Consider the following 23,650-nt stretch of genomic DNA (forward strand, 5'->3'; position numbering starts at 1 on the left):
TTGATCATGCTGTCAACTAACCACCGAGTTCTAATTGTGGATGATGTAGCAGACAACCTAATTCTGCTACAGACGATCCTAGAGGCGGAGGGCTACACTGTTGAAACTGCACTAAGCGGGAGGGCTGCCCTAGACAAAATCGAGCAAACTAATCCTGATCTGGTTCTACTCGACATTATGATGCCCGGTCTGAATGGGTACGATGTGACTCGCCAAGTTCGACAAAATGAGCGGTTTGCATCGTTGCCGATCGTGCTGTTAACTGCCCACGATGAATATTTTCAGAGACCTTACCGCGAAATCGGCGCGAACGACTTGATCCGCAAGCCGATCGATTTTGACGAACTCCTCAACAAAGTCTCAATCTACACAAACTTTCACTCAAATGCGGCATAACTGAATGTCAGCGGGTTGATCAGCGACCGCAGCCACATTGTCAAGCTGTTCGATCGTGCTTCCGCCCCAAGTCACCCCGATCGAACGAGGAGTGAGTTTTGTGTCTGCACTCGTATCTCCAATTACTAAAGCTGTTTCTGGCTCAATGTTTAACGCCTCACAAGCAAGTGCCAGTAGTTTTGGATTAGGTTTACTGATTCCCGTCTGAGCACCGACGATCGCGCTGAAGTAGGGCGACAATTGATAGGTTTCTACAAAGTCTTGAATATTCGCCTCCGTGTCACTTGAGAGAATTCCAAGTTTCAGAGGACTCAGTGATTTCACTAGCTCGATTACACCTACAAAGAGAGGGGTTAGTGGGGCTTTGCGGGGGAGTTGTTGATCGGCAGCGAGAAAGGCAGCATGAACAAGCGATCGTGCTTGATTCAGGTTGTATCCTGTTTCTGCAATTAGAGATGCAATCGCGATTTCATTTTCCTCGCGTGTTCCGACAGCTAATCGTCCAGCCGGATCGATCGAGGTTTGATTGCATCCGAACGTTTCGAGAATTGCAGTTTTTAGGGCGAGGTCGATGGAATTGATTTGCTGCGTTTGTGAAGTCGGGTCGCCCCCTAAATCCCCCATAAATGGGGGACTTTGAACGAGAACAGGTTTGAAGTCCCCCGTTTTAGGGAATTTAGGGGGCACATTCCGTCCAGGCCGGAGCCAGAATTTTTCAAATGACGCAGTTTTTAGCGCCTGAACGATCGCATCTGCCCGTTTTTCTCCCAAATGCCACAAATATTGACGGGAATCTGCAAGTGTGCCGTCTTTATCGAAAATCACCGCTCTGATCGCATCAAAGCGAACGCCGTTACAAACAATGCTTGCCATATCTCGATAAAAGCCATATCTCCATAAAAAAAGAGGGATTGCTCCCTCTCATTTAAGTTAATTGTGTAACTGAATTATTCAGCTTCGATCGCTTCAGGAATTGCCTCGATCTCAACCTCAATCTCTTCCTCAGTTGCGGCTGGAGCATCAATTGCAACCGGAATCTCGATCGCAGGGGCTGCACCGCCTTGCTGCTGCTTCATGTTCTCGCGGTACTTCGCTGCCATTTCCTCAGCTTTGTCGTAAACCACTTGCGGGTTCTTCACCATGTCGCCGGGTTCCGGTTCAAGCTGCTTGGTTGAAAGCGAAATCCGTCCCCGCTCTGCATCAAGATCGATGATCATGACTTTCACTTCATCATTCACATTGAACACGCTATGCGGCGTATCGATGTGATCGTGGGAGATTTCGGAAATGTGCAATAGACCGCTGACTCCGCCGATATCGATAAACGCACCGTAAGGCTTGATGCCCCGTACCGTACCGATTACGACTTCGCCGACTTCCAAGCGGTTCATCTTGCGTTCAACCAGCGCACGACGATGGCTCAGAACCAAACGGTTGCGCTCTTCGTCCACTTCCAAAAACTTCAGCGGCAACTCTTCACCGACTAATTCTTCCTTCGGCTTCCGAGTGCTAATGTGAGAACCGGGAATAAATCCACGTAAGCCCTCAATCCGTACCAGCGCACCGCCCCGGTTGGTCGCAAATACGAGCGATCGTACCGTAGCATCTTCGGCTTGAAGTTGGCGCACTCGTTCCCAAGCCCGCATATACTCAATGCGTCGAATAGAGAGGGTCAACTGACCATCTTCATTCTCATCAGCGAGGATGAAAAATTCGCGTGTTTCGTTCGACTGCAACACTTCTTCCGGGGCATCAATGCGATTGATCGACATTTCCTGGATCGGAATATATGCCGCTGTTTTCGCACCGATGTCAATCAAAGCGCCTCTTGGCTCTAAGCTAAACACGGTTCCCGCGACGACATCTCCCGGACTGAAGTGATAGTCGTATTTATCCAGTAAAGCCGCGAAATCCTCGTGAGTGAAACCAACATCCATCGCTACTGTGTTCTGATTGACCATGCTAAACGTTTCCCAGTTGTCTCCGTTAAAATTTGCCTCCTATCGATGCAACGCACACAAGATGTGCAGCCGACACCTTCGATCGCTGATGATTTTTTCAGCCGCGATCTATTTAGACGCATTAAGTATTCAGAAGCATCATCATAACCCAATTCGGGGTGAACCGGATCTTCTGTTTCTCAAGTTCTTTGATGATTTTATTAAGCGAAAATAATCACGATACGATCGACATCGCTTAGGATTTCTTCGCCCATGTCTTCTTCTCATCTGTTCCAAAATCGAGTCGCAGTCCTCGCAACGATGCACCATAAAGAGGTTGCGATCGCGCCTGTTCTAGAACCCGAACTTGGCTTAAAAATTCATGTTCCAAAGAATTTCAATACTGATCAGTTTGGCACATTTACGCGAGAAATTACACGATCGGGGGATCAATTAGAGGCTGCAAGAAGAAAAGCGCTGTCTGCACTCGAACAGACGGGCATGGATTTAGCGATCGCCTCTGAGGGCAGTTTTGCCCCTTATCCTGCGTTGCCGATGCTGCCTTGCAATCGTGAAGTGATTGTGTTGATTGATCAGTTAAACGGTTTAGAAGTGATTGGAGAGGCGATCTCAACCGAAACAAATTTCAATCACCGTAGCATTTCTAGTTTTGAAGAAGCGTATGAATTTGCGATGAAGGCAGGTTTTCCAGACCATAAATTAGTTGTTATGGTTCGCAAGGATTCAATTGATCGAGCAGACATTGTTAAAAGTATTGCAGAGTTTGATCAATTACGAGAAGCAGTATCGATTGCGTTGGCACGATCGCAAACGGGAAGCATCCACATTGAGACAGATATGCGAGCGATGCATAATCCCACGCGCATGAAAGCGATCGGGCAAGCGACCCGTGATCTCGTTGAAAAGCTCAAACAATGCTGTCCAAACTGCTCAACGCCCGGATTTACAGCATCGACAGTGAAGCGGGGCTTACCTTGTGATTGGTGCGGCAGTCCGACCGATTTAGTTTTAGCCAAGACTTATCAATGCCAGAAATGTGGATTTGAGCAAGATAAGCTTTATCCAGATGAAAAACGAACTGCCGAACCAATGTACTGCTCCTACTGCAATCCGTAACAACGATCTCCGTAGACAGATAGAGATCAATTCTGAGACAAACTTTCTTTTGAAAGATGTGAATAGAAATTGATCCCCCTAGGATGATTCCAGATTTAACAACTAGGAGTTATACATTATGCCAACTGGAAGCGAACGGACTCAATCTAATCCCCAGATTAGTGCCGAAGATATGCAGCTAGAAGCTGTTAATAGCGTTGACACCCCTGAAGAGCAAGCCAACTTAGCAACGCCGAAATCTACGCCCGATAAAATTGCGGCTCAGCGTGACGACGTTGACGAAGAAAATGAAAGCCTACCTGCTGAAGTGACTGATCAGCTCTTGGACGGTGCAGATCAAGTCTTTATGACCGCGTTTAAGAACTCTCAGCATGATGGGCTAAGCCGTGAAGCTGCAATGCAGGTGGCTTGGAGCAGCGTTAAGCAGGGCTTCAATCGTAGTGAAGATGGAAGCTGGCACCGTAAGAGCGAGCCTGGCGATCGCACCCTCGGTTCTGGGGTCGGTGGTAGCGCAAGCTAGAGTCGATTGCGCCTCAATCAAACTCCGGCTGTCTAAGTCGGAGTTTTTGCGTTTCTAATCCACTCGCTCTAGCTGCCAGAGAATCTGATTGCCTTCTCGTCGCACTCTTGAAACCACCCAATTGCGCCAAACCCAGTGATCCCCACGGCTGGTAACAGCATTCGCATTGATGTCCATCAAGTCTGCAAGCTCTGAGCTACTAATCAGATAGCCTTTACTGGCGATTTCATCTGCCATGTGCAGCGTATCGACCAAGTTGCGAAGCTGCTCGACTCGGACTTCGCGGGGAAGGTTGTCCGGTGAATCAATGGGCTGTGAGGCATCAGTCATAGGAGCTTCTAACGCTGGGGAAGTGGAGAGTGGGGAAGTGGGGAGTGGGGAAGTTGGAAGTGGGGTATCAGGGGTTTTAAGGGGGGGCTGTTTGCCCAGGGAAAACGATCGAGCAATGACATCACAGCGCTCGTTACCCGGATCTCCCGAATGTCCGCGCACATAGCGCCACTCCACTTTAGGGGAGTCGAGTTCGTCGAGTTGTTCCCAAAGATCCTGATTCAACACAGGTTTTCCGGTCGAGGTTTTCCAACCTTTTTTCTTCCAGCCGGACAACCATTTAGTAATCCCGTTTTTCACATATTCGCTGTCAGTGTAGAGGGCGACAACTTGGGACTGTCCCGAAGCGCGGTAAAAGTCGAGTGCCGCGATCGCGGCTTGCATCTCCATGCGATTGTTAGTGGTTTCCGGCTCGTATCCCCCAAGTTCCTGCACGGCTCCATCGGTGAAGTAAACGACTGTGCCCCAACCGCCTGGCCCTGGATTTCCGGAACAAGCGCCATCGGTGTAGATTTTCTGAATTGTGCGAGAAGTCATGGTCAATTCCAAAGCTGATCTAGACTACCGTATTCGCGCTCAATGTATATTTCAGAGTAAAGTGTTTCAGTCGAGTTAAGGGAAGGGTAGCTTGCAGTCAGGCAATGAACGATTAGATCGATCTTCACGCTCCGGCGAATCTGAGCAGATGGCTCCCCTTGCTCGTCGGCAATCTTTGCAGGTGCAAGCGTATCAAGCACTGCGATCGGCAATTCTATCCGGTGAGATCCCTTCTGGAACGCGATTGGTCGAGACTCAGCTTGCGAAGCAGCTCCAAGTTAGTCGTACCCCGATTCGAGAAGCGATTCGCCAACTTCAGCAAGAGAATTTAATCACGATCGACAGCGCCGGAACGCTCAGAGTTGCCACTTTATCGATGCAAGATGCCGAGCAGCTTTACACTTGCCGCATTGCTTTAGAGCAGCTTGCGGTTGCTGGAGCTTGTAAAAATGCAAGTGATAAAGACATTGCAGCGCTGCACGAGTTAGTGGTTGCCGCAGAACAAGCACAGCGATCGCATTCGACGAATGCGGAGTTGCTGAATTTGGATTATCAATTTCATCGCTCGATCGCCCGCAGCTCCGGAAATCAATGGCTGACTTCGCTACTTGATCAAGTGTTTGATCAAATGGCACTCTTGCGGATTCAAACACTACAGCACAATCCTCAAGTGTTAGAGATCCGGCAGGAACATCGAGAGATTTACAACGCGATCTCATCCCGTAACACCGGTCAGGCAGTGAATACGATCGTGTCGCATCTGTTAGCAAGCCGCGATCGTGTGATTCACGAAATCGAACGATTGAAGCAGGAAACTTAAAACTTTTCCAACTAGCATGAGTATCAGTCAAGAAGTTTAAAGGACATGAAGCGGCTTTTTCGGGTGATTAAAACTTTGCTGCTGGTATATTACGCCTACATGGTGGAATATCGAGCAGAACTACTCTTGTGGGTGCTTTCGGGATCGCTGCCGATTATTTTGATGGGAGTGTGGACGCAAGCGGCGGGCCAGAGTAATTTTGGATTATCTTCGACTGATTTTGCGCGGTACTTTTTAGCAGTTTTCTTGGTACGGCAATTAACTGTAGTTTGGGTGATTTGGGAGTTTGAGCGCGAAGTCGTTGAAGGTAAATTATCGCTGCGGTTATTGCAGCCGATCGATCCGGTGTGGCATCATGTCTTTTCTCATGTAGCAGAACGATTTGCCCGAATTCCCTTCGCACTTTTACTGATTGTTCTGTTTTTCTTCCTGTATCCGGCTGCGATCTGGGTTCCAAGCTTTCCAGCGGCGATTTTATTCGCATTGTCGATCGCATTAGCATTCACGTTGAATTTTTTGATTCAATATACGTTAGCATTACTAGCGTTTTGGACAGAGCGAGCAAGTTCGCTACAAGAATTTTGGTTTCTGTTTTATCTATTTCTCTCTGGTGTGATTGCACCATTGGAGGTGTTTCCGCCTGTGGTGAGAACGATCGCATTATTTACGCCATTCCCTTATCTCGTTAACTTTCCTGCCAGTATTCTCGTAGGACTGCCGACGAATTTGACGCAAGGATTTCTCGTCATGATCGGTTGGAGTGCAGGATTCTTTGTGCTGAATCGTTGGCTATGGCGGCAAGGTTTGAAGCAATATTCGGGGATGGGGGCATGAAACGGTATTTTCAGGTTTTGAAATTGTTTTGGCAGACTGCGATCGCGGCTGAATTGGAGTACCGAATTAACTTCGTCATCTCTGCATTTACCAGTCTCGGCGGGCTGGTTGGAAGCTTGTTCGGATTGTTCTTGTTTTATCAGACAGGCTATACATTTGCAGGCTGGCAATGGGAAGAAGCCTTGATCGTGGTGGGAATTTTCACGCTATTAGAGGGCTTTTCTGGTACGTTTCTCGCGCCCAATCTGAATCGAATTGTCCGTCATGTGCAAGAAGGGACACTCGATTTTGTATTGCTTAAACCAATTAGTTCTCAGTTTTGGTTATCGGGGCACACGATTTCGCCTTGGGGATTGCCGGATATTTTGTTTGGTGCGATCGTCATTTTCTATGCGGGTGGTAAACTTGGCATTCGACCCAGCGCTTACTTAATTAGTCTAATTCCATTGGTATTTGGATTAGCAATTTTGTATAGCTTGTGGTTCATGTTAGGCGCGACTAGCATTTGGTTTGTCAAAATCTACAATGTAACTGAAGTATTGCGCGGATTGATCGAAGCAGGACGATATCCGATGGCAGCTTATCCGATCGCTTATCAATTCTTTTTCACGTTTATTGTTCCGGTTGCATTTCTTACCACGATTCCAGCCGAAGCAATGTTAGGACGCACCGAGTTTGGCTGGATCATCGGGGCGGGGATTTTAGCGATCGTGCTTTTATTTGTGTCGCGCTTTTTCTGGCGATTTGCGCTCCGGTTCTACACCAGTGCATCAAGTTAGCAAAAGGTAGCGAATGTACTCGATCGAACGGCTTGAATCTCGTTAAGCTAGTGCCATCGATGCTCGTACCCTTAACCCATGACTCGCACTCCGCTTATCGGAATTACCTGCCACAGCAGAAATACAGCAGGTGAAGTTGTCCTTCCTGGAACTTATGTTGATGCCGTTCGATCGGTCGGTGGAAATGCCATCCTACTACCGCCTACACAATCAAATCCTGACTCCTTGCTCGATGTGTTGGACGGATTAATTTTGTCTGGTGGTGGCGATATTCATCCGATTCACTACAACGGAGAAGATCACCCGACGATTTATGGAATTGATGACGATCGCGATACCTTCGAGATCACATTGGCAAAATTAGCGCTGCTACGAGAAATTCCAGTTTTGGGAATTTGTCGAGGAATGCAAGTGCTAACCGTTGCAACAGGCGGAAATCTAATTCAGCACATTCCTGAGGTGTTTGGAGACGAGATCGATCATCGATTAGATCAGCCACGCCGCCCGATTCCTCACCATGTCGAAATTCTGCCAGAAAGCCGCTTGTTTCAATTGCTCTCAGAATCTCGATTGAATATTGTGTCTTGGCATCATCAAGCGATCGCTGAATTTAGTTCAGATTGGCAACTAGCAGCAAGAGCGAGTGATGGCGTGATCGAAGCGATCGAGCATTTATCTCACCCTTGGGCGATCGCGCTGCAATGGCATCCAGAATTGTCAATGGAAGACCCCGCGCATCAGCGATTCTTTCAAGCTTTCGTTTCAGCTTGTCAGCGTCACCCTGCTTGAATCAAGTATCCACAGCGATGCTCACCGTTAACCTGCCAGTGAGTCCGCTCCACTTTGCAATCCGGCAGCGCGATCGCGAACATTTCCAACTCGTGTCCACACACACTGGGAAACGACTCTGCGATTTGCGCAATCGCACAGTGATATTCCGTCAGCACGAATTGATTCGGCTCGATCCGATGACATTCTGCCATGTATCCTTCTGAAACCCGGAGCTTGACTAAATTCTCCACCCGTTCCGCCACTGAACCCGTTCCGATGCGCTCCCGATATTCGATCGCTTTTCGCTGCCATTGTTTCTGCAAGATCGACTTCATTTGATCCTTGCTGACCGTTTCCGCTAAAGTTCCAAGCAGCGACACGGCAAAATCATCGTAGCGATCGGGAAACTGCGATCGACCTTCACGACTTAGTTCATACAGATAATTCGGGCGACCCATACCCACTTGAATCGCTTTGTGAACGATCAAACCCTCGGTTTCTAAGTCTTTCAAGTGCCGCCGAATCGCTTGCGGACTGACCTGCAACCGTTCCGCCAACTCTTGCGCGGTCGATTCACCCTGCCTCAGAAGGTGATGCAGAATATCCTGTTTCGTCGAAGGCTGCTGAGTCGTGGTCATGGTTGGGGTCTCACGTCAACGATTCGTAACGTTAGCTTACTCGAATTTCTAGCGTTCTCTCGTCCGTCAAAAATAGAGAAACTGATAGAGAGATCCACTTTGACAACCCTCATGTTGCTAAAGTAATCTACAATAGAAATAAGCAACAATAAAGTTGTTTAAATTATAGCTTGCCGAGAGCAAGTCCAGGTTTTCTCGATCCTATCGCAACATCGGTGTTGCTTTAGTAATAAGATCCATTAGATGTACAGCTTTTCAGTTCATTCCTACGGACACGACTTATGCAAGCCTCAGATAAGCAACTCGAAGCCATGCGCCACTTCTCCGAGCAATATGCGAAGCGGACAGGCACCTACTTTTGTGTTGATCCCGGTGTCACTGCCGTCGTAATCGAAGGCTTGGCGAAGCACAAGGAAGATTTGGGATCGCCGCTCTGCCCTTGTCGGCACTACGAAGACAAAGAAGCCGAGGTCGCTGCTGCTTACTGGAATTGCCCTTGTGTGCCGATGCGTGAGCGCAAGGAATGTCACTGTATGCTGTTCCTCACCCCCGACAATGACTTTGCAGGCGAAAGACAAGATATCACCTTCGACGAGATTCGCAAGCATACCAATCTTGGTTAAGACCGATTGATCGCTCCCTTCATCCTCTAACAGAGAACACTACATCTAGCCATGACATCAACCTTCCAAACGCTCGTTAATCAGCCGTACAAGTATGGCTTCGTCACGAATATCGAGTCCGAAACGATTCCGCGTGGACTCAGCGAGGATGTCATTCGTTTGATTTCTGCCAAGAAAGAAGAGCCGGAATGGTTGCTCGATTTCCGGTTAAAGGCGTATCGGCAGTGGTTGAAGATGACTGAGCCAAATTGGGCGAAGTTTGGCTACGCGCCGATCGATTATCAAAACATCATTTACTATTCGGCTCCCAAGGTCAGCGAGAAGAAAAAGAGCCTCGATGAAGTCGATCCCGAACTGCTCGAAACCTTCGAGAAGCTGGGGATTTCTTTGTCTGAGCAGAAGCGCTTGAGCAATGTTGCCGTAGATGCGATTTTTGATAGCGTGTCGATCGCGACGACATTTAAAGAGAAGCTGGCGAAAGACGGCGTGATCTTCTGTTCGTTCTCTGAGGCGGTGAAGGAGCATCCGGATCTGATTCAGAAGTATCTGGGTAGTGTGGTTCCGTCTGCCGATAACTATTTCGCCGCTTTGAACTCTGCGGTGTTTAGTGATGGGTCGTTTGTGTTCATTCCCAAAGGCGTAAAGTGCCCGATGGAACTCTCGACCTATTTCCGCATCAATAATGGCGAGTCGGGCCAGTTCGAGCGGACATTGATCGTGGCAGAAGAAGGTGCCCAAGTGAGCTATCTCGAAGGCTGTACTGCCCCGATGTACGACTCGAATCAGCTTCATGCTGCGGTTGTCGAGTTGGTAGCACTCGATAATGCTGACATCAAGTATTCGACCGTGCAGAACTGGTACGCAGGAGATGCAGAAGGCAAGGGCGGTATCTTTAATTTCGTTACCAAGCGCGGAATGTGCAAAGGTGTGAATTCTAAGATTTCCTGGACGCAGGTAGAAACCGGATCAGCGATCACTTGGAAGTATCCGAGTTGTGTCTTGGTTGGGGATAATTCCGTCGGTGAATTCTACTCGGTGGCGCTGACGAACAATCATCAAATGGCGGACACCGGAACCAAGATGATTCACGTCGGCAAGAATACTCGCAGCACAATTATCTCGAAAGGGATTTCGGCGGGTCAGTCGAGAAATAGCTATCGCGGCTTGGTGAAGATTTCTCCTCAAGCGAAGGGTGCGCGGAACTATTCGCAGTGCGACTCAATGCTGATTGGCGATCGTGCTCAAGCGAATACTTTCCCGTACATTCAGGTGCAGAACAATCAAGGCAAGGTGGAGCATGAAGCTTCGACCTCAAAGATCGGGGAAGACCAGTTGTTCTATTTTGCTCAACGCGGCATTTCTCCAGAAGATGCAATCTCGATGATGATTAGCGGTTTCTGTCAGGATGTGTTTAATCAGTTGCCGATGGAGTTTGCAGTCGAAGCGGATAAGCTTCTCAGCCTGAAGCTCGAAGGTAGTGTGGGTTAATTACTAGCGCGATCGACATGGCAGTTCACCCGTAGGATTGGATGTGCTGATTTCCAATCCTTTTAACTATGAAATCTAAAAGTGAAATCTAAAAGTCTTGATCGCGCCAAGACAGTATTGAAGTAGGACACAGCAGTTAGGAGGGAGCGCATGATTGTTGAAAATGGTGAAGTAATTCTGTCAGTTAAGAATCTAACTGCTGAGATTGATAGCACACCGATTTTGAAGGGCATGAATCTCGAAATTAAAGCAGGTGAGATTCACGCGATTATGGGCCCGAATGGATCGGGAAAAAGTACCTTTTCTAAGATTCTGGCAGGGCATCCCGCTTACACGGTGACAGGCGGAGAGATTTTGTTTCATGGGCAGGATCTACTCGAACTCGAACCGCATGAGCGGGCGACTTCGGGTGTGTTTTTGGCATTCCAATATCCACTAGAAATTCCGGGCGTGACGAATGTAGATTTCTTGCGCGTGTCATATAACGCGAAACGCAAGCAGGAAGGCTTAGAAGAGTTGGATGCGTTTGATTTTGATGATGTGGTGCATTCCAAATTAGAGTTGCTCAAGATGGATGCAGGCTTTCTTTCTCGTAGCGTGAACGAAGGCTTTTCGGGTGGCGAGAAGAAGCGGAATGAAATTCTGCAAATGGCATTGTTAGAGCCAAAATTAGGCATTTTGGATGAGATCGATTCTGGTTTAGATATCGATGCGTTGAAAGTCGTTGCAAATGGTGTGAACGCAATTACGACATCAGAAAATGCAACGCTTGTGATCACGCACTATCAGCGCTTATTGAATTACATTACGCCTGATTTTGTTCACGTCATGGCAGATGGACGAATTCTGCTGAGTGGCGGTAAGGAACTGGCGCTAGAGCTTGAAGCGAAAGGGTATGACTGGGTTGTTGAAGGTGAAACGGTAGGTGCATGATGGTAGAAGTTTCAGCCGTTTCTGAAATTGGAAATTCAGGCACGATCGCAACCATTGATCGCGCCACTTACTTCAACCAATTACTAAATTTACGATCGCCCAATTCCAAATTCCAAGACATTCGCGATCGTGCGGCGGCATCGGTTCACGATCGAGCCATTCCCTCAACTCGCGACGAAGAATGGCGTTTTACAGACGTTTCTGATTTGTTATCGCTGTCGCTGAAAATTGCTGAACCTGCGAGTTTAAGCTTTCCGCAGATTGAAGCTTTTCTGCTACCAGAAACAACGAATTCGCGATTAGTCTTTGTTGATGGCGTATTTGCGGCGGATTTGTCTGCGATCGACGATCTACCTGATGGCGTAGTGGTGAGTAATCTTGAAACAGTCTTGGAATTAATGCCATCTGTGAAAGACTATATTGCTAAACTTCCTGGAGAAGATGAAGTCTTCACCGCTTTGAACACTGCAAGCTTGACGGATAGCGCGATCGTCTTTGTGCCGAGAAACCAAGATGTTGAGGTTCCGATTCATTTGCTGTTTGTCTCAACTCAAGCGGAAGCGATCGTTCAACCACGTGTGTGTGTGATTGCGGAAACTGGAAGTCGAGTCACGCTAATCGAAGATTTTGTCAGCTTGACTGAGGGCGCATATTTCACCAATACCGTTACGGAGATTGCGGTCGCAGAAAACGCAGAAGTTCGTCATACTAGAGTTCAGAGGGATAGCAATGCTGCCTTTCACATTGGTAGGACTGCTGTTTCGCAAGCGAGAGATTCTCGTTATTCCTGCACTGCTGTGAATTTCGGCGGCAGACTTTCTCGACACAATCTAGATGTCTATCAGACCGGGGAGCAGACCGAGACGACGCTGAATGGTTTGACCGTGATTGATGGCGATCGCATCGGCGATACACACAGTTTGCTATCGCTGAGTAAGCCCTATGGTGTGGGCAATCAAGTCAATAAGACCATTGCGAGCGATCGTGCCCATGCAATCTTTAATGGTAAGGTTTTCGTTCCTCAAGCCGCACAGCAAACCGACGCGAGACAATTGAGCCGCAACTTATTGTTATCTCCGAAAGCGCGAGTTGATACCAAGCCTCAGTTAGAGATTGTTGCAGATAACGTCAAGTGCGCTCATGGTGCGACAGTCAGTCAGCTTGAAGATGACGAAGTGTTTTATCTCCAGAGTCGTGGTATTGATCAAGACTCAGCGCGTAAGCTCCTGACTTATGCCTTTGCGATCGAAATCATTGACCAGATTCCAGTTCCGACCTTGCGTGATCGACTCTCTGCATTCATTCGTTCCCAACACACCTAAGCCATGACTTTCCTGCAAGAAAAAACCCTCGCTGCTCAAGTGCGATCGGACTTCCCGCTTCTGAATGAGCGGATTCATGACAAGCCGCTAGTGTATCTCGACAATGCTGCGACTTCTCAGAAGCCGATCGCGGTTCTCGATGCTCTGCGCCACTATTATGAGCATGACAATGCCAATGTGCATCGCGGCGCACATACCTTGAGTGCAAGAGCGACTGATGCTTACGAAGCAGCGCGGGATAAAGTTGCAGCGTTTGTAAATGCAGCATCACGGCAGGAGATCGTTTACACCCGGAATGCGAGTGAAGCGATCAATATTGTTGCCTATGCTTGGGGGTTGAATAATTTGCAGGCAGGCGATGAGATTGTTCTGTCTGTGATGGAGCATCATAGCAATCTGGTGCCCTGGCAGTTGATTGCAGCGCGAACAGGGGCTGTGATCAAGCACGTTCAGTTGAATGAATCGGAAGGCTTTGACTTTGAGCATTACAAGTCATTGTTATCTGAGAAAACGAAGCTTGTCTCAGTCGTTTATGTTTCCAATACGCTTGGCTGCATTAATCCGGTGCGTGAGATTTGTGCAGAAGCACACAAGATTGGGGCGAAGGTTCTGATTGATGCGTGTCAGGCGGTGCCAAATATGCCTGTAGATGTGCAAGCGATCGATTGTGATTGGCTCGTCGCATCCGGTCATAAAATGTGCGCTCCGACCGGAATCGGGTTCTTGTACGGCAAGCTGGACGTTTTACGATCGATGCCTCCGTTTTTCGGTGGTGGTGAGATGATTGCCGATGTGTATTTAGATCATTCGACTTATGCTGATTTGCCGCACAAGTTTGAAGCGGGGACTCCGGCGATTGCAGAAGCGATCGCGCTCGGTGCTGCGGTTGACTATCTCACCAATATCGGCATGGACAAGATTCGAGCTTACGAAGAAGAGTTGACAGCATATCTATTCCAGCGACTTTCAGAAGTTCCGAATTTGCGAATCTACGGACCCAAGCCAGATGCAGACGGTGGAGGGCGAGCCGCTTTAGCTTCTTTTACAGCCGGGGCATTACATCCTCATGATCTTTCGACTTTGCTGGATCAAGAAGGCATTGCGATCCGATCTGGGCATCACTGCACTCAGCCATTACACCGATTGTTGCAGGCTCCGGGGACTGCTCGCGCTAGTTTGTATTTCTACAATACTCGCGAGGAGATCGATCGATTCATTGAAGCGTTGAAAGAGACGATCGACTTCTTCGGCGGCATTCTGGGCTAAGTTTATGTGAGATAGGGAGCGCGATCGTTTTTGAAGTGGAACGATCGCGCTTTTTAGTGTGGCTAATAGAGAATCTTTTGTAGGTCTAATGTGAATCCAGGCAAAATATCGTCAGCCGAGATTGTTGTAGGGGCTTGCAATATCTCTGTTTCTCTTTCAGGGCGATAAACCTCAACGCACTGATTTTGTCGATCGAGCAACCAACCTAACTTTGCTCCGTTTTCAATGTATTCGCGCATCTTCGCTTGCAGTTTTGGCAACGAGTCAGTTCTAGACCGCAATTCAATCACCACATCAGGACAAATGGGCGCAAATTTTTCCTGTTGTTCCGGCGTTAGGGCTTCCCATCGTTCTCGTCGAATCCAAGCTGCATCGGGAGCATAACTTGCGCCATTCGGAAGTGTAAACCCGCTGGAGGAATCGAAAACTTCTCCGAGTTGGGTTTGCTCATTCCAATTGTCTATTTGCGTTGTAATTTTAGTGTTGCGTCGTCCTGACTCGCTTCCAGTCGGCGGCATAATGATGATTTCTCCCAATGCTGTGCGCTCAAACTGCAAATCCCGATTGTCTTGGCACAGTTGAAAAAACTGGTCGTCTGTTAACGCAAGAGTCAACTTTATCGAAGCTTCAGGCGTTGTGAAGGTCATGGCACTTGCTGAACGCTGCTAGATTAATCGTAAGTGATTCGATCGTGATTTTGCTTATAGAAATATAGGGCGCGCCCCCTTGAGAAGCAAGCACGCACCTAGTCTCTTATTTCTGCTTTTCGCTTGGCAGACTGCCTTTAAGCTTACTACATCTATTTAGCTGAGCAGGTTGTGATGTAGAGCTTTGACATGGGCAATCTTCAGCAATCTTGTTATCGCGAGAGGAATCTCTTTCGGGCTGGTTAATAATATAGGTGTACTTCTGATTGTTATTAATGATGGTAGAACTATTATCTGAAGTTGTTTCACTGCTGTTAGCTTTACTATTGTTATCTCTAGTGACGTTACTGGAGTAGTTTTCGGAGTTGTGAATATTTTTATTAATATTTTATTAATATTTGCCGTAAACGTAAAGGCACCGCAAGCTATAACTGATACCGACGCAGCTATGAAAATATTTTTCAATTTTCTTTTCATTGTGGTTCTCGATTTTTCTCTCATATGGTCTAATCTCCTATTGTTTGGTGCTAACTTTGCAGTTCTCAACTTTCTTCTACAGTCTGATTCCGTACTGTTTGATATAAAATTTTGCTCGCATTCGTTATTAAACATTTTTCTCCATAAAACCAATATTAAACAGAAGCAGCCCTCGAAAGACAAAGACCTGGCTTATTCCAACCAGGTCTTCTTCTTATTCAATTGAAAAATCGACCTTCCTTTCGATCTAGAGCTAGATTAACCAGAATTTGCGGGATTGGGTTTGTAATTCGCAAATTAATTGCAAATTTATTTAGAAATCGAAATCAGCCATATCACTATCAGCGCCATCTTTCGGCTTATGTTTATCCACCACGCTACACCCGGTAATCAGAACCATCGATCTTTCTTTGGATCTAGAGCCAGATTAACCGAAATTTGCAGAATTAATTTCGTGATTCGCAAATTAATTGCAAAATTGTTTAGAGATCGAAGTCAGCAGTCGAACATCAATCGTTCTGAGATTACGCGATCGCAAAATCTGTATACTGCCGAACGTCCGGTGGTTGAAATCCAAGCACAATGTCTGTCGCCGGAATTCCTGCTGTAAGTAAATCGTCTACAACGCATAAATCTGTCCAATCTTCTTCAACCCAAACCTTAGCGTTTTTGATTCGGATGTAAATTGTGATGTGTCGAACTCTTTTTTTGTTTTGCCAACCCGATCGAAACCAGAGATACTGATCACGCTCCTCATCGAATGCCAGTAAGCTTTCGACTTCATCATCGGGAGAATGTGGAACTAGATTCTGATAACCAGTCAAAACTTGTTTAATAATCGTCCGGTACTGGATCAGTTTGTCCATTGCACAATGACCTCGTTTGTAGTGTCGATCACGATCAGGAAAATTTGGTTCTGCTCAATTATGGTTTGAATTGCTTTGAGCTGGAAGAAGCTGTTAAAAACTTCTTCACGAATTGCGAGATAGACTTGTCGATCAGGATCAGTAAGCGTGAGAAAACTACGATAGATAATGTACTGCCCCAGTGCAAGTTCTAAATCTCGAACTGGAGAAGGACTAATAAAGCTTTTAACCTCTACTGCAATTTTCCTAGCATCCCGTTCAGCCGCAAATAGCTTTGTTGCTGCCATATCTGCATAAACCTGAATTTCTTCGTATTCAATCGTCAGCGGATCTTTTGTAATTATCCAACCATCCTTGCTCAAAGCATTTTTCATCGCATCGTGATACAAATCTTTGGCAGGCATGGTTTACAGGTTTTTCTTGGTTTGTAGAAAGTTTTTGATAGCAAAAAGCGCGATCGCTCCCTTTCAAGAACGATCGCGCTTTCAGTTTTAGAGACTCAAATTAGTAATCGAAGTCGCCCATACCGCCGCCAGCACCAGCGCCAGCCGCAGCACCATCTTTCGGTTCAGGCTTGTCAACCACAATACACTCGGTCGTCAGCACCATTGCTGCGATCGAAGCCGCATTCTGAAGTGCAGAACGAGTCACCTTAGCAGGGTCAACGATACCTGCTTCGAGCATGTCAACGAATTCACCCGTTGCAGCGTTGTAGCCGACGTTGAATTCTTTCTCTTTGACGCGCTCAGCAATCACCGCACCGTTTTGACCTGCGTTTTCAGCAATTCTCTTCAGAGGAGCCGTCAATGCACGAGCCACGATTTGTGCGCCGATCAACTCTTCGCCGCTGAGGCTGCTCGATGCCCAAGATTCAAGATCCGGAGCCAAGTGAGCCAAGGTTGTACCACCACCGGGAACGATACCTTCTTCAACAGCCGCTTTGGTTGCGTTGATCGCGTCTTCAAGGCGGAGCTTACGATCCTTCATTTCGGTTTCGGTTGCTGCACCAACTTTGATCACTGCAACACCACCTGCCAACTTAGCCAAGCGCTCTTGCAGCTTTTCCTTGTCGTAGGAAGAATCGGTTTCGTCCATTTGACGACGGATTTGCTCAACGCGAGCTTTCACTTGTGCTTCATTGCCTTCTGCAACGATCGTCGTGTTTTCTTTAGTGATGGTGACACGACGCGCTTTACCCAACTGATCGAGTTTGGTGGTGTCGAGCTTCAGACCTGCATCTTCAGTGATCAACTGACCGCCCGTGAGAACTGCGATATCTTCGAGCATTGCCTTACGACGATCGCCGAATCCAGGAGCTTTCACCGCAGCCACGTTCAGCACACCGCGCAAACGGTTCACAACCAAAGTTGCCAGTGCTTCTTTCTCGATGTCTTCTGCAATGATGATCAGCGGACGACCTGCACGCGCCACCTGTTCGAGCACCGGAACGAGGTCTTGAACCAGGGTGATCTTCTTATCGGTGATCAGCAAGAACGGCTCATCCATCACTGCTTCCATCCGCTCGGTGTCGGTTGCGAAGTAGGGCGAGATGTAACCTTTGTCAAAGCGCATCCCTTCGGTGACTTCGAGTTCAGTCGTCATCGACTTGCCTTCTTCCAGCGAGATTACGCCTTCTTTGCCGACTTTATCCATTGCGGACGCGATCATTTGACCGACTTCTTCATCGTTTCCGGCAGAGATTGTACCGACTTGTGCGATCGCTTTTGAGTCTTCAACTGGACGCGCATGAGCAGCAATCTTGTCTACCAAGAAGGTTGTTGCTTTGTCCATGCCGCGCTTCAGCAGGATTGCGTTTGCACCTGCGGCAACGTTCCGCATTCCTTCTTTGACGATCGCGTGTGCCAAAACGGTTGCAGTCGTGGTTCCGTCTCCAGCCGCATCATTGGTTTTAGAAGCTGCTTGACGAATCAAGGAAACGCCCGTGTTTTCAACGTGATCTTCGAGTTCGATTTCTTTGGCGATCGTTACACCGTCGTTCACGATCTGAGGTGCGCCGAACTTCTTCTCCAGAACCACGTTGCGACCTTTAGGGCCTAGAGTGACAGCAACGGCTTCGGCAAGGATGTCCATACCGCGCTCCAGAGCGCGACGAGCGTTTTCGTTGTAGATGATGCGCTTAGCCATAGTGTGTTGAAAGCTTTGTAAGGTTTACAGAAAAGAGAGAGTCAAGAAAACTATGAAACGACTGCCAGAATGTCTTTTTCAGACAGCAAAACGTAATCATCGCCACCGAGTTTGATGTCGGTTCCGGCATACTTGGAGTACAGCACTTTATTACCGACTTGCACTTCCATGGGCTGACGTTCGCCCTTCTCGTTGAGCTTGCCATTACCAACCGCTACGATTTCGCCAACTTGGGGCTTTTCTTTAGCGTTGTCGGGCAAGATGATGCCGCCTGCGGTTTTTTCTTCAGCTTCGCTCACTTTCACGAATACGCGATCGCCCAACGGTGTTACGGTGGACACGCTAAGAGAGATGGCTGCCATACAAATCCTCCAACAATCTAGATGAGCAACAAACGATCAAATACTTGCGGCTGAATACATGATTCAACCGGGTCGCCTGTCGGTTTTTTTCAACGTTTACCAGTCTACAGGCTTTTGGAGTTTTGAGTTAGCACTCTCGCTCCCTGAGTGCTAATTTAGCGAAGCCAGCGATCGAATGCAACTTTAGAAAGAGTACGGCTTACCGAACGAAGGGGTTGCGGAAGGAACGATGACGATTATCGGGCTGCTCAAGGTATTCTGATTGAGAGATTGCTGTTTTAAGGGTGTTATGCAAGTTCGAGCGGAAAGACTGGAAGATATCGAAGCAGTCCGTCGAATAAATATTGCTGCGTTTGGGCGATCGGGAGAGGCAGATTTAGTCGATCGATTGCGCCCCATTACCCCAACCCTTTCCCTTGTTGCAGTTGCATCCGATCAAATTGTTGGGCACATCTTCTTTAGTCCAGTTGCGATCGACAACACTGCTCTATTTATTTTCGGACTTGCACCGGTCGCAGTTCTACCCAATTATCAGCGACAAGGCATTGGAACATTGCTGATTCAACAGGGTTTAACGGAGTGCGATCGCTTAGGCTGCAAAGCGGTTGTCGTGCTAGGTCATCCTGAATATTATTCGCGCTTTGGGTTTATTCCAGCTAAGCGTAAGGGATTGAGATGTGAGTACACAGTCCCAGATGAAGCGTTTATGGTGCTGGAGTTAGAAAGCGGTGTATTAGATAGCTGCGAGGGAATTGTGAGATATCGATCGGAGTTTAATGCTCTGGAATAATGATCTCAATAGGATTCAGTCAGCTTCTCGATAACTCACCATTGGGGTGATACATTCACGCTTGCAAGAATTTAAATTGGGTCAAAGTTCGTATCAGGAGCAATCTAATCATGCTGAGTGGTAGTGATACTATGCTTGACCAAGACTGGTTCGATCGTGGAAAAGAGGATGCCTGGGCGGGTCGATCGAAGAATCCCCCAGAGCATGACCCACAAGCCGCCAGTTTTTACGATCTGGGCTACAGCGAAGGAGAAATCGAACGTCCGCCCGTCAGCCTATCGCCTGATGTCGAAAGCCAACCTTAGAGCGCTTTCGTTGCCTTGAGCATGTGATACACAATCAACAATTGCGTCATGGCTAAGGGATAGCTCTGGATCATCTCGCCCGTGGTTCCCGATACCTTCCCGAGTTCAGTATCACCAGTCGGATTGCACACATTCGACAGTGCCGGAAGCTCATCGCAAATAAAGTGCTCTAGATCCACAACCTGATCTTTTGTTGCGTGTCCGTCAATCTCCAACACATCGACAGGTTTACTCATATCGCGATCGAGTCCCAATCGAATCGCTGATCGTGTGGGTGCGTCATCCCCAACCACTCGCGTCAGCTCCGGATGCGGAATCGTAGGACGTAGCACCAATTTCACATTTAAGTGACCATTCACATTCGGAGACGGCTCCGGTGGACAAAAACTGACGACCATATCCGCCCAAGCCCGTTGCGGACGAATATACTCGGCTGAATCCGGTTCGCGCTTGCGTAACTCTTCTAAAACTTGCTCTTCGGTGTAACCCCGTTTTTGCGTATCGCGTTTAATTTTCCATTGCGCTCTCAGGGATTCTGGCGGCGCAAGGTATACCTTCACGTCATAGCAATCGCGGGCTGTACGAGTCGAATACCCTAGCAAGCCTTCGATAATGATGAAGCGATTCGGCTTGATATAGGTGGGGGCTTCAAACGTTCCAGTCTTGTGGCTGTAATTTGGCTTGAGAATGGGCTGACCCGATCGCAACAGCGCTAAATGCTGCTGCATAATGTCTAGATGATTACAGTCCGGGTGCAGGGCAGTGATGCCAATCTGAGCGCGTTGAGCGCGATCGTACTTGTGATAATCATCGGTGCAAATGATCGTTACGTTCTCTTCACCCAGCACTTGAGCAATTCCACGAGTTAGCGTCGTCTTCCCAGCCGCACTATCGCCAACGATACCAAGAATAATTGGGCGCTGTGACATGATCGCTTCTACACCTTCGAGAATTAGGTTTGACTCTAGAAACATCCTAAGCGGTGAGGGAGTCTAGTTTTGCTCAAGAATCATTACGACTCCTCGAAGCGCAAATGGAGCGAACGAAAGCAATGCTGCATATTATATTTCCAATAGCCACTTTGAGGTATCATTGAGTAGAATCTATAACAACCCCGCTAAGATATATTTCGTCTTCTGTCTTTGTATTTAGTATCCTGAAAGCGGCGACTCCTCTTCACCTGAAGTTTTCCTGCCGCAGTCACTACACTCTACACCCTATGAAATTTTCAGTATTCCACACGCCCGAACTCACACCTGGACAAAACGCTGCTGATTGTGCGATCGCGATTGATGTACTGCGAGCAACCAGCACGATCGCGACTGCTCTGTTTGCTGGAGCGGATGCAGTTCATGTTTTCAGCGATATGGAGAAGCTCGTCCAAGAAAGCGAGGCGCTACCCCCGGAGAAGCGTTTACGGGCAGGAGAACGAGGCGGAAGTAAGGTAGAAGGCTGCGATCTCGGTAACTCGCCGCTCGACTGTACGCCCGATTTGATGAGCGGAAAACAACTGTTTATTAGCACCACAAACGGAACTCGCGCCCTCCAGAAAATTCAAGCTTGTCCGACTGTATTGGCAGCGGCATTGATTAATCGTCACGCTGTCGTGAAATATCTGGTCGAGCATCAACCCGAAACGGTTTGGATCGTCGGGGCTGGCTGGGAAGGATCATTCGCGCTCGAAGATACCGTCTGTGCGGGTGCGATCGTGCAAAGCGTGGCGGATCAACTGGGCTGCCCGCTCGAAGATTTGGTCGGTAATGATGAACTGGTTGGCGCGGTTTCGCTTTACCAACAGTGGCAAGATAACTTGCTGAGCTTGATGTATCACGCAAGCCACGGTAAGCGATTGCTGCGGCTGAACTGCATGGAAGATCTGAAATATTGTTCAACGCTCGATTCGCTCGATGTTTTGCCGATTCAAGCTGAGATTGGAACCTTGGTAAAGCATCAAGCGTTGGTGCGTCCACTGCTTGACCGAACGCTCTCTAATGCTGCTTCGAGATAACTCTTTCAAGCATCTCTAAACAACCATTTAGCCCCCCTAAATTCCCGATTTTGCAGGATTTAGGGGGGCTAATTCGTTCACGATCGCGGCAATTTTAAGGGTAAGGGTCTCAAGTTGCAACCTTGGTATCGACATTCAACAGTTCCGCGATCGCTTGATGTTCTGCGGCGGGATGTCTTGGCACTTCATGACGCGCATCGGTGATCAGCCAGTCGAGTGAAGCGGCTTGGACATCGATCGTTGCGCCTGTCTTGTCTACACAGAACCGCCCGAAGACCAGCTTATCGACCAATCGCACTCCTGGCCCTAAACGCGACCATTCAAAAATGACACTGTTATCCACGGTCGCACCGCTACAAATCCAGCAGTTATGTCCAATCATTGCAGGGCCTACAATTTTCGCGCCGTCCTCGATACAAGTCATGCTGCCAATGTAAACCGGGCCTTGAATATCCACTTTGTCCCAATTGACTGACACATTTAGCCCCGTGTAAATTCCCGGAGCCACTTCACGTCCTGGGATCGGAACATTTTTGATTTCGCCTTTGAGAACGCCGCGAATGGCTTGCCAATAATCTGGAACTTTGCCGATATCGACCCATTCAAAATCCATCGGCAATCCATAGAACGGTGCATTCATTTCCACTAGCTTCGGAAATAACTGGCTACCGATATCAAACTCAACACCGGATGGAATGTAGTCTAGAACTTCGGGTTCAAAAATGTAGATCCCGGTATTGATATTCGTGCTTAAGGCTTCTTCAACCGATGGTTTTTCCTGAAATGCCTTGATTCTGCCGTCTTCGTCGGTTACAACTACACCGTAGCTTGGAACTTCTGATCGATCGACCGTTTTCATAATCACCGTCGCGATCGATCCTTTCTCCCGATGCCACTTCACTGCTGCTGTGAGATCCAAATCGATTAGAGCATCGCCACAAAGTACCACAAACGTATCGTCAAAGAAGGGGGAGAAGTCTTGAATGCGCTTCATCCCGCCTGCTGAGCCGACTGCCTCGCCCACAAGATCTCCGTCTACGATCCGACCCTCAAACGAATAGCCAATCTGGACACCGAAACGCTGCCCATCTTTGAAATAGCTTTCGATCTCATTCGCCAAATGGCTCACATTCACCATGATTTCGTCGAAGCCGTGTTGACGTAGCAACTCCAGCAAAAACTCCATCACTGGTTTTTGCAGGATCGGAATCATCGGCTTAGGAATCGTGTACGTAATTGGTCGAACCCGTGTGCCTTTCCCAGCCGCCAGAATCATGGCTTTCATAAATTGTTTGTCTCCAACCCTACGCCGTCAATGTTCATACGATCGCACACTATAACTGGACAATTTCGCGCCAAACTCGCTTCAATCACAAGCCCCTAGAGCGCGATCAAGCTCTAGAAGCCCAAAGATTATGTCAACCCTACCGTATCCCGTTTGATCTTGAATTCGTCTGAAAGTTCAGTTTTTCTCCAAGATGTTCTGAAAGCGCGATCGAGTTCAGAAAACTCTCTTGCATTATCGCTGATCGCTCCAGCGTTCTAACAGTGCAAATGTTTTAGAGCTTTGGTTTTGCGATCGAGTCTGTCACTTTGTGAGCGATCAACTTCGCCTGGGTCAATTTGAAATTTGGCATAAGCGCAGACAGTATCGCCATTCTACAGATTATCTTTCGAGTGTTGGCATGTTCGTGTTTATACGGGGGAAAGTTCAAG

The 23,650-nt window shown here is 47.9% G+C and carries 26 protein-coding genes; 15 read left to right on the forward strand and 11 right to left on the reverse strand.

The window, feature by feature from the left end; genetic code table 11:
• Positions 1-6 precede the first annotated feature (6 nt).
• Positions 7-396: a response regulator gene (locus NC981_RS10520; RefSeq protein ID WP_348242792.1), complete on the forward strand. Its 390-nt coding sequence runs from the start codon at positions 7-9 to the stop codon at positions 394-396.
• Here the strand turns inward: NC981_RS10520 and NC981_RS10525 are convergent.
• A complete protein-coding gene (locus tag NC981_RS10525; RefSeq protein ID WP_348242793.1) occupies positions 382-1,269 on the reverse strand; it encodes an HAD family hydrolase in 888 nt (295 codons plus the stop codon). The two genes, NC981_RS10520 and NC981_RS10525, sit on opposite strands and share 15 nt — an antisense overlap.
• A gap of 74 nt (positions 1,270-1,343) precedes the next feature.
• Entirely contained in the window at positions 1,344-2,357 is a 1,014-nt protein-coding gene (locus tag NC981_RS10530; protein WP_190377513.1) for a 30S ribosomal protein S1, read from the reverse strand.
• Between the two features lie 252 nt (positions 2,358-2,609).
• Between NC981_RS10530 and NC981_RS10535 the strand changes: the two genes are divergently transcribed.
• Positions 2,610-3,473 (forward strand): DUF6671 family protein, encoded by an 864-nt coding sequence (locus tag NC981_RS10535; RefSeq protein WP_348242794.1) that lies wholly within the window; start codon positions 2,610-2,612, stop codon positions 3,471-3,473.
• A gap of 118 nt (positions 3,474-3,591) precedes the next feature.
• Complete coding sequence (locus NC981_RS10540; RefSeq protein ID WP_199298585.1) at positions 3,592-3,993, forward strand: ChaB family protein; 402 nt, start codon at positions 3,592-3,594, stop codon at positions 3,991-3,993.
• A gap of 54 nt (positions 3,994-4,047) precedes the next feature.
• Here NC981_RS10540 and rnhA read toward each other — a convergent pair whose 3' ends face one another.
• Positions 4,048-4,860, reverse strand: a complete 813-nt coding sequence (gene rnhA, locus NC981_RS10545) for a ribonuclease HI (protein ID WP_348242795.1) — start codon at positions 4,858-4,860, stop codon at positions 4,048-4,050.
• Between the two features lie 148 nt (positions 4,861-5,008).
• Between rnhA and NC981_RS10550 the strand changes: the two genes are divergently transcribed.
• The 4 genes from NC981_RS10550 (at position 5,009) to NC981_RS10565 (ending at position 8,082) form a co-directional block, all read left to right on the forward strand.
• Positions 5,009-5,680: a GntR family transcriptional regulator gene (locus NC981_RS10550; RefSeq protein WP_348242796.1), complete on the forward strand. Its 672-nt coding sequence runs from the start codon at positions 5,009-5,011 to the stop codon at positions 5,678-5,680.
• Positions 5,681-5,725: 45 nt separating this feature from the next.
• The gene (locus NC981_RS10555; RefSeq protein WP_348242797.1) at positions 5,726-6,514 is read left to right on the forward strand and encodes an ABC-2 family transporter protein; all 789 of its coding nucleotides are present in this window, start codon (positions 5,726-5,728) and stop codon (positions 6,512-6,514) included.
• Complete coding sequence (locus tag NC981_RS10560; RefSeq protein ID WP_348242798.1) at positions 6,511-7,293, forward strand: ABC transporter permease; 783 nt, start codon at positions 6,511-6,513, stop codon at positions 7,291-7,293. Before NC981_RS10555 ends, NC981_RS10560 begins: the two co-directional genes overlap by 4 nt.
• A 78-nt stretch (positions 7,294-7,371) precedes the next feature.
• The gene (locus NC981_RS10565; protein ID WP_348242799.1) at positions 7,372-8,082 is read left to right on the forward strand and encodes a gamma-glutamyl-gamma-aminobutyrate hydrolase family protein; all 711 of its coding nucleotides are present in this window, start codon (positions 7,372-7,374) and stop codon (positions 8,080-8,082) included.
• Here the strand turns inward: NC981_RS10565 and sufR are convergent.
• Positions 8,070-8,702, reverse strand: a complete 633-nt coding sequence (gene sufR / locus NC981_RS10570; protein WP_348242800.1) for an iron-sulfur cluster biosynthesis transcriptional regulator SufR — start codon at positions 8,700-8,702, stop codon at positions 8,070-8,072. The genes NC981_RS10565 and sufR overlap by 13 nt on opposite strands.
• 281 nt (positions 8,703-8,983) lie before the next feature.
• Here sufR and NC981_RS10575 point away from each other — a divergent pair, with 281 nt between their 5' ends.
• From NC981_RS10575 to NC981_RS10595, 5 genes are all read left to right on the forward strand, one after another.
• On the forward strand, positions 8,984-9,325 hold the full coding sequence (locus tag NC981_RS10575; RefSeq protein ID WP_190377501.1) for a ferredoxin thioredoxin reductase catalytic beta subunit: 342 nt from the start codon (positions 8,984-8,986) through the stop codon (positions 9,323-9,325).
• Between the two features lie 51 nt (positions 9,326-9,376).
• Positions 9,377-10,813: a Fe-S cluster assembly protein SufB gene (gene sufB / locus NC981_RS10580; protein ID WP_348242801.1), complete on the forward strand. Its 1,437-nt coding sequence runs from the start codon at positions 9,377-9,379 to the stop codon at positions 10,811-10,813.
• A 150-nt stretch (positions 10,814-10,963) separates the two neighbouring features.
• Positions 10,964-11,746, forward strand: a complete 783-nt coding sequence (sufC, locus tag NC981_RS10585; protein WP_348242802.1) for a Fe-S cluster assembly ATPase SufC — start codon at positions 10,964-10,966, stop codon at positions 11,744-11,746.
• Positions 11,743-13,068 (forward strand): Fe-S cluster assembly protein SufD, encoded by a 1,326-nt coding sequence (gene sufD, locus NC981_RS10590; RefSeq protein ID WP_348242803.1) that lies wholly within the window; start codon positions 11,743-11,745, stop codon positions 13,066-13,068. Before sufC ends, sufD begins: the two co-directional genes overlap by 4 nt.
• A 3-nt stretch (positions 13,069-13,071) precedes the next feature.
• Positions 13,072-14,334 carry a SufS family cysteine desulfurase gene (locus NC981_RS10595; protein ID WP_348242804.1) on the forward strand — a complete coding sequence of 421 codons (1,263 nt, stop codon included), beginning with the start codon at positions 13,072-13,074 and terminating at the stop codon, positions 14,332-14,334.
• A 62-nt stretch (positions 14,335-14,396) separates the two neighbouring features.
• Here NC981_RS10595 and NC981_RS10600 read toward each other — a convergent pair whose 3' ends face one another.
• From NC981_RS10600 to groES, 5 genes are all read right to left on the reverse strand, one after another.
• Positions 14,397-14,981 (reverse strand): Uma2 family endonuclease, encoded by a 585-nt coding sequence (locus NC981_RS10600; RefSeq protein ID WP_348242805.1) that lies wholly within the window; start codon positions 14,979-14,981, stop codon positions 14,397-14,399.
• 1,001 nt (positions 14,982-15,982) lie between these two features.
• Entirely contained in the window at positions 15,983-16,324 is a 342-nt protein-coding gene (locus NC981_RS10605) for a XisI protein (protein ID WP_348242806.1), read from the reverse strand.
• On the reverse strand, positions 16,312-16,728 hold the full coding sequence (locus NC981_RS10610) for a XisH family protein (protein ID WP_348242807.1): 417 nt from the start codon (positions 16,726-16,728) through the stop codon (positions 16,312-16,314). The genes NC981_RS10605 and NC981_RS10610 overlap by 13 nt, the downstream gene beginning before the upstream one ends.
• A gap of 100 nt (positions 16,729-16,828) precedes the next feature.
• A complete protein-coding gene (groL, locus tag NC981_RS10615; RefSeq protein WP_348242808.1) occupies positions 16,829-18,469 on the reverse strand; it encodes a chaperonin GroEL in 1,641 nt (546 codons plus the stop codon).
• A gap of 50 nt (positions 18,470-18,519) precedes the next feature.
• Positions 18,520-18,831 carry a co-chaperone GroES gene (groES, locus tag NC981_RS10620; RefSeq protein ID WP_348242809.1) on the reverse strand — a complete coding sequence of 104 codons (312 nt, stop codon included), beginning with the start codon at positions 18,829-18,831 and terminating at the stop codon, positions 18,520-18,522.
• A 289-nt stretch (positions 18,832-19,120) separates the two neighbouring features.
• Between groES and NC981_RS10625 the strand changes: the two genes are divergently transcribed.
• Positions 19,121-19,621: an N-acetyltransferase gene (locus NC981_RS10625; RefSeq protein ID WP_348242810.1), complete on the forward strand. Its 501-nt coding sequence runs from the start codon at positions 19,121-19,123 to the stop codon at positions 19,619-19,621.
• A 110-nt stretch (positions 19,622-19,731) separates the two neighbouring features.
• Positions 19,732-19,926, forward strand: a complete 195-nt coding sequence (locus NC981_RS10630) for a hypothetical protein (protein ID WP_348242811.1) — start codon at positions 19,732-19,734, stop codon at positions 19,924-19,926.
• Here the strand turns inward: NC981_RS10630 and NC981_RS10635 are convergent.
• Positions 19,923-20,855: a phosphoribulokinase gene (locus NC981_RS10635; RefSeq protein ID WP_190377491.1), complete on the reverse strand. Its 933-nt coding sequence runs from the start codon at positions 20,853-20,855 to the stop codon at positions 19,923-19,925. The two genes, NC981_RS10630 and NC981_RS10635, sit on opposite strands and share 4 nt — an antisense overlap.
• 290 nt (positions 20,856-21,145) lie before the next feature.
• On the opposite strand from NC981_RS10635, the gene NC981_RS10640 reads away from it, so the two are divergent.
• Entirely contained in the window at positions 21,146-21,934 is a 789-nt protein-coding gene (locus NC981_RS10640; RefSeq protein ID WP_348242812.1) for a 2-phosphosulfolactate phosphatase family protein, read from the forward strand.
• Between the two features lie 109 nt (positions 21,935-22,043).
• Here NC981_RS10640 and NC981_RS10645 read toward each other — a convergent pair whose 3' ends face one another.
• The gene (locus tag NC981_RS10645; protein WP_190377489.1) at positions 22,044-23,219 is read right to left on the reverse strand and encodes an NDP-sugar synthase; all 1,176 of its coding nucleotides are present in this window, start codon (positions 23,217-23,219) and stop codon (positions 22,044-22,046) included.
• Positions 23,220-23,650: the final 431 nt, after the last annotated feature.

This window comes from Leptolyngbya sp. DQ-M1, from assembly GCF_039962505.1.
Lineage (GTDB): Bacteria > Cyanobacteriota > Cyanobacteriia > Leptolyngbyales > Leptolyngbyaceae > Leptolyngbya.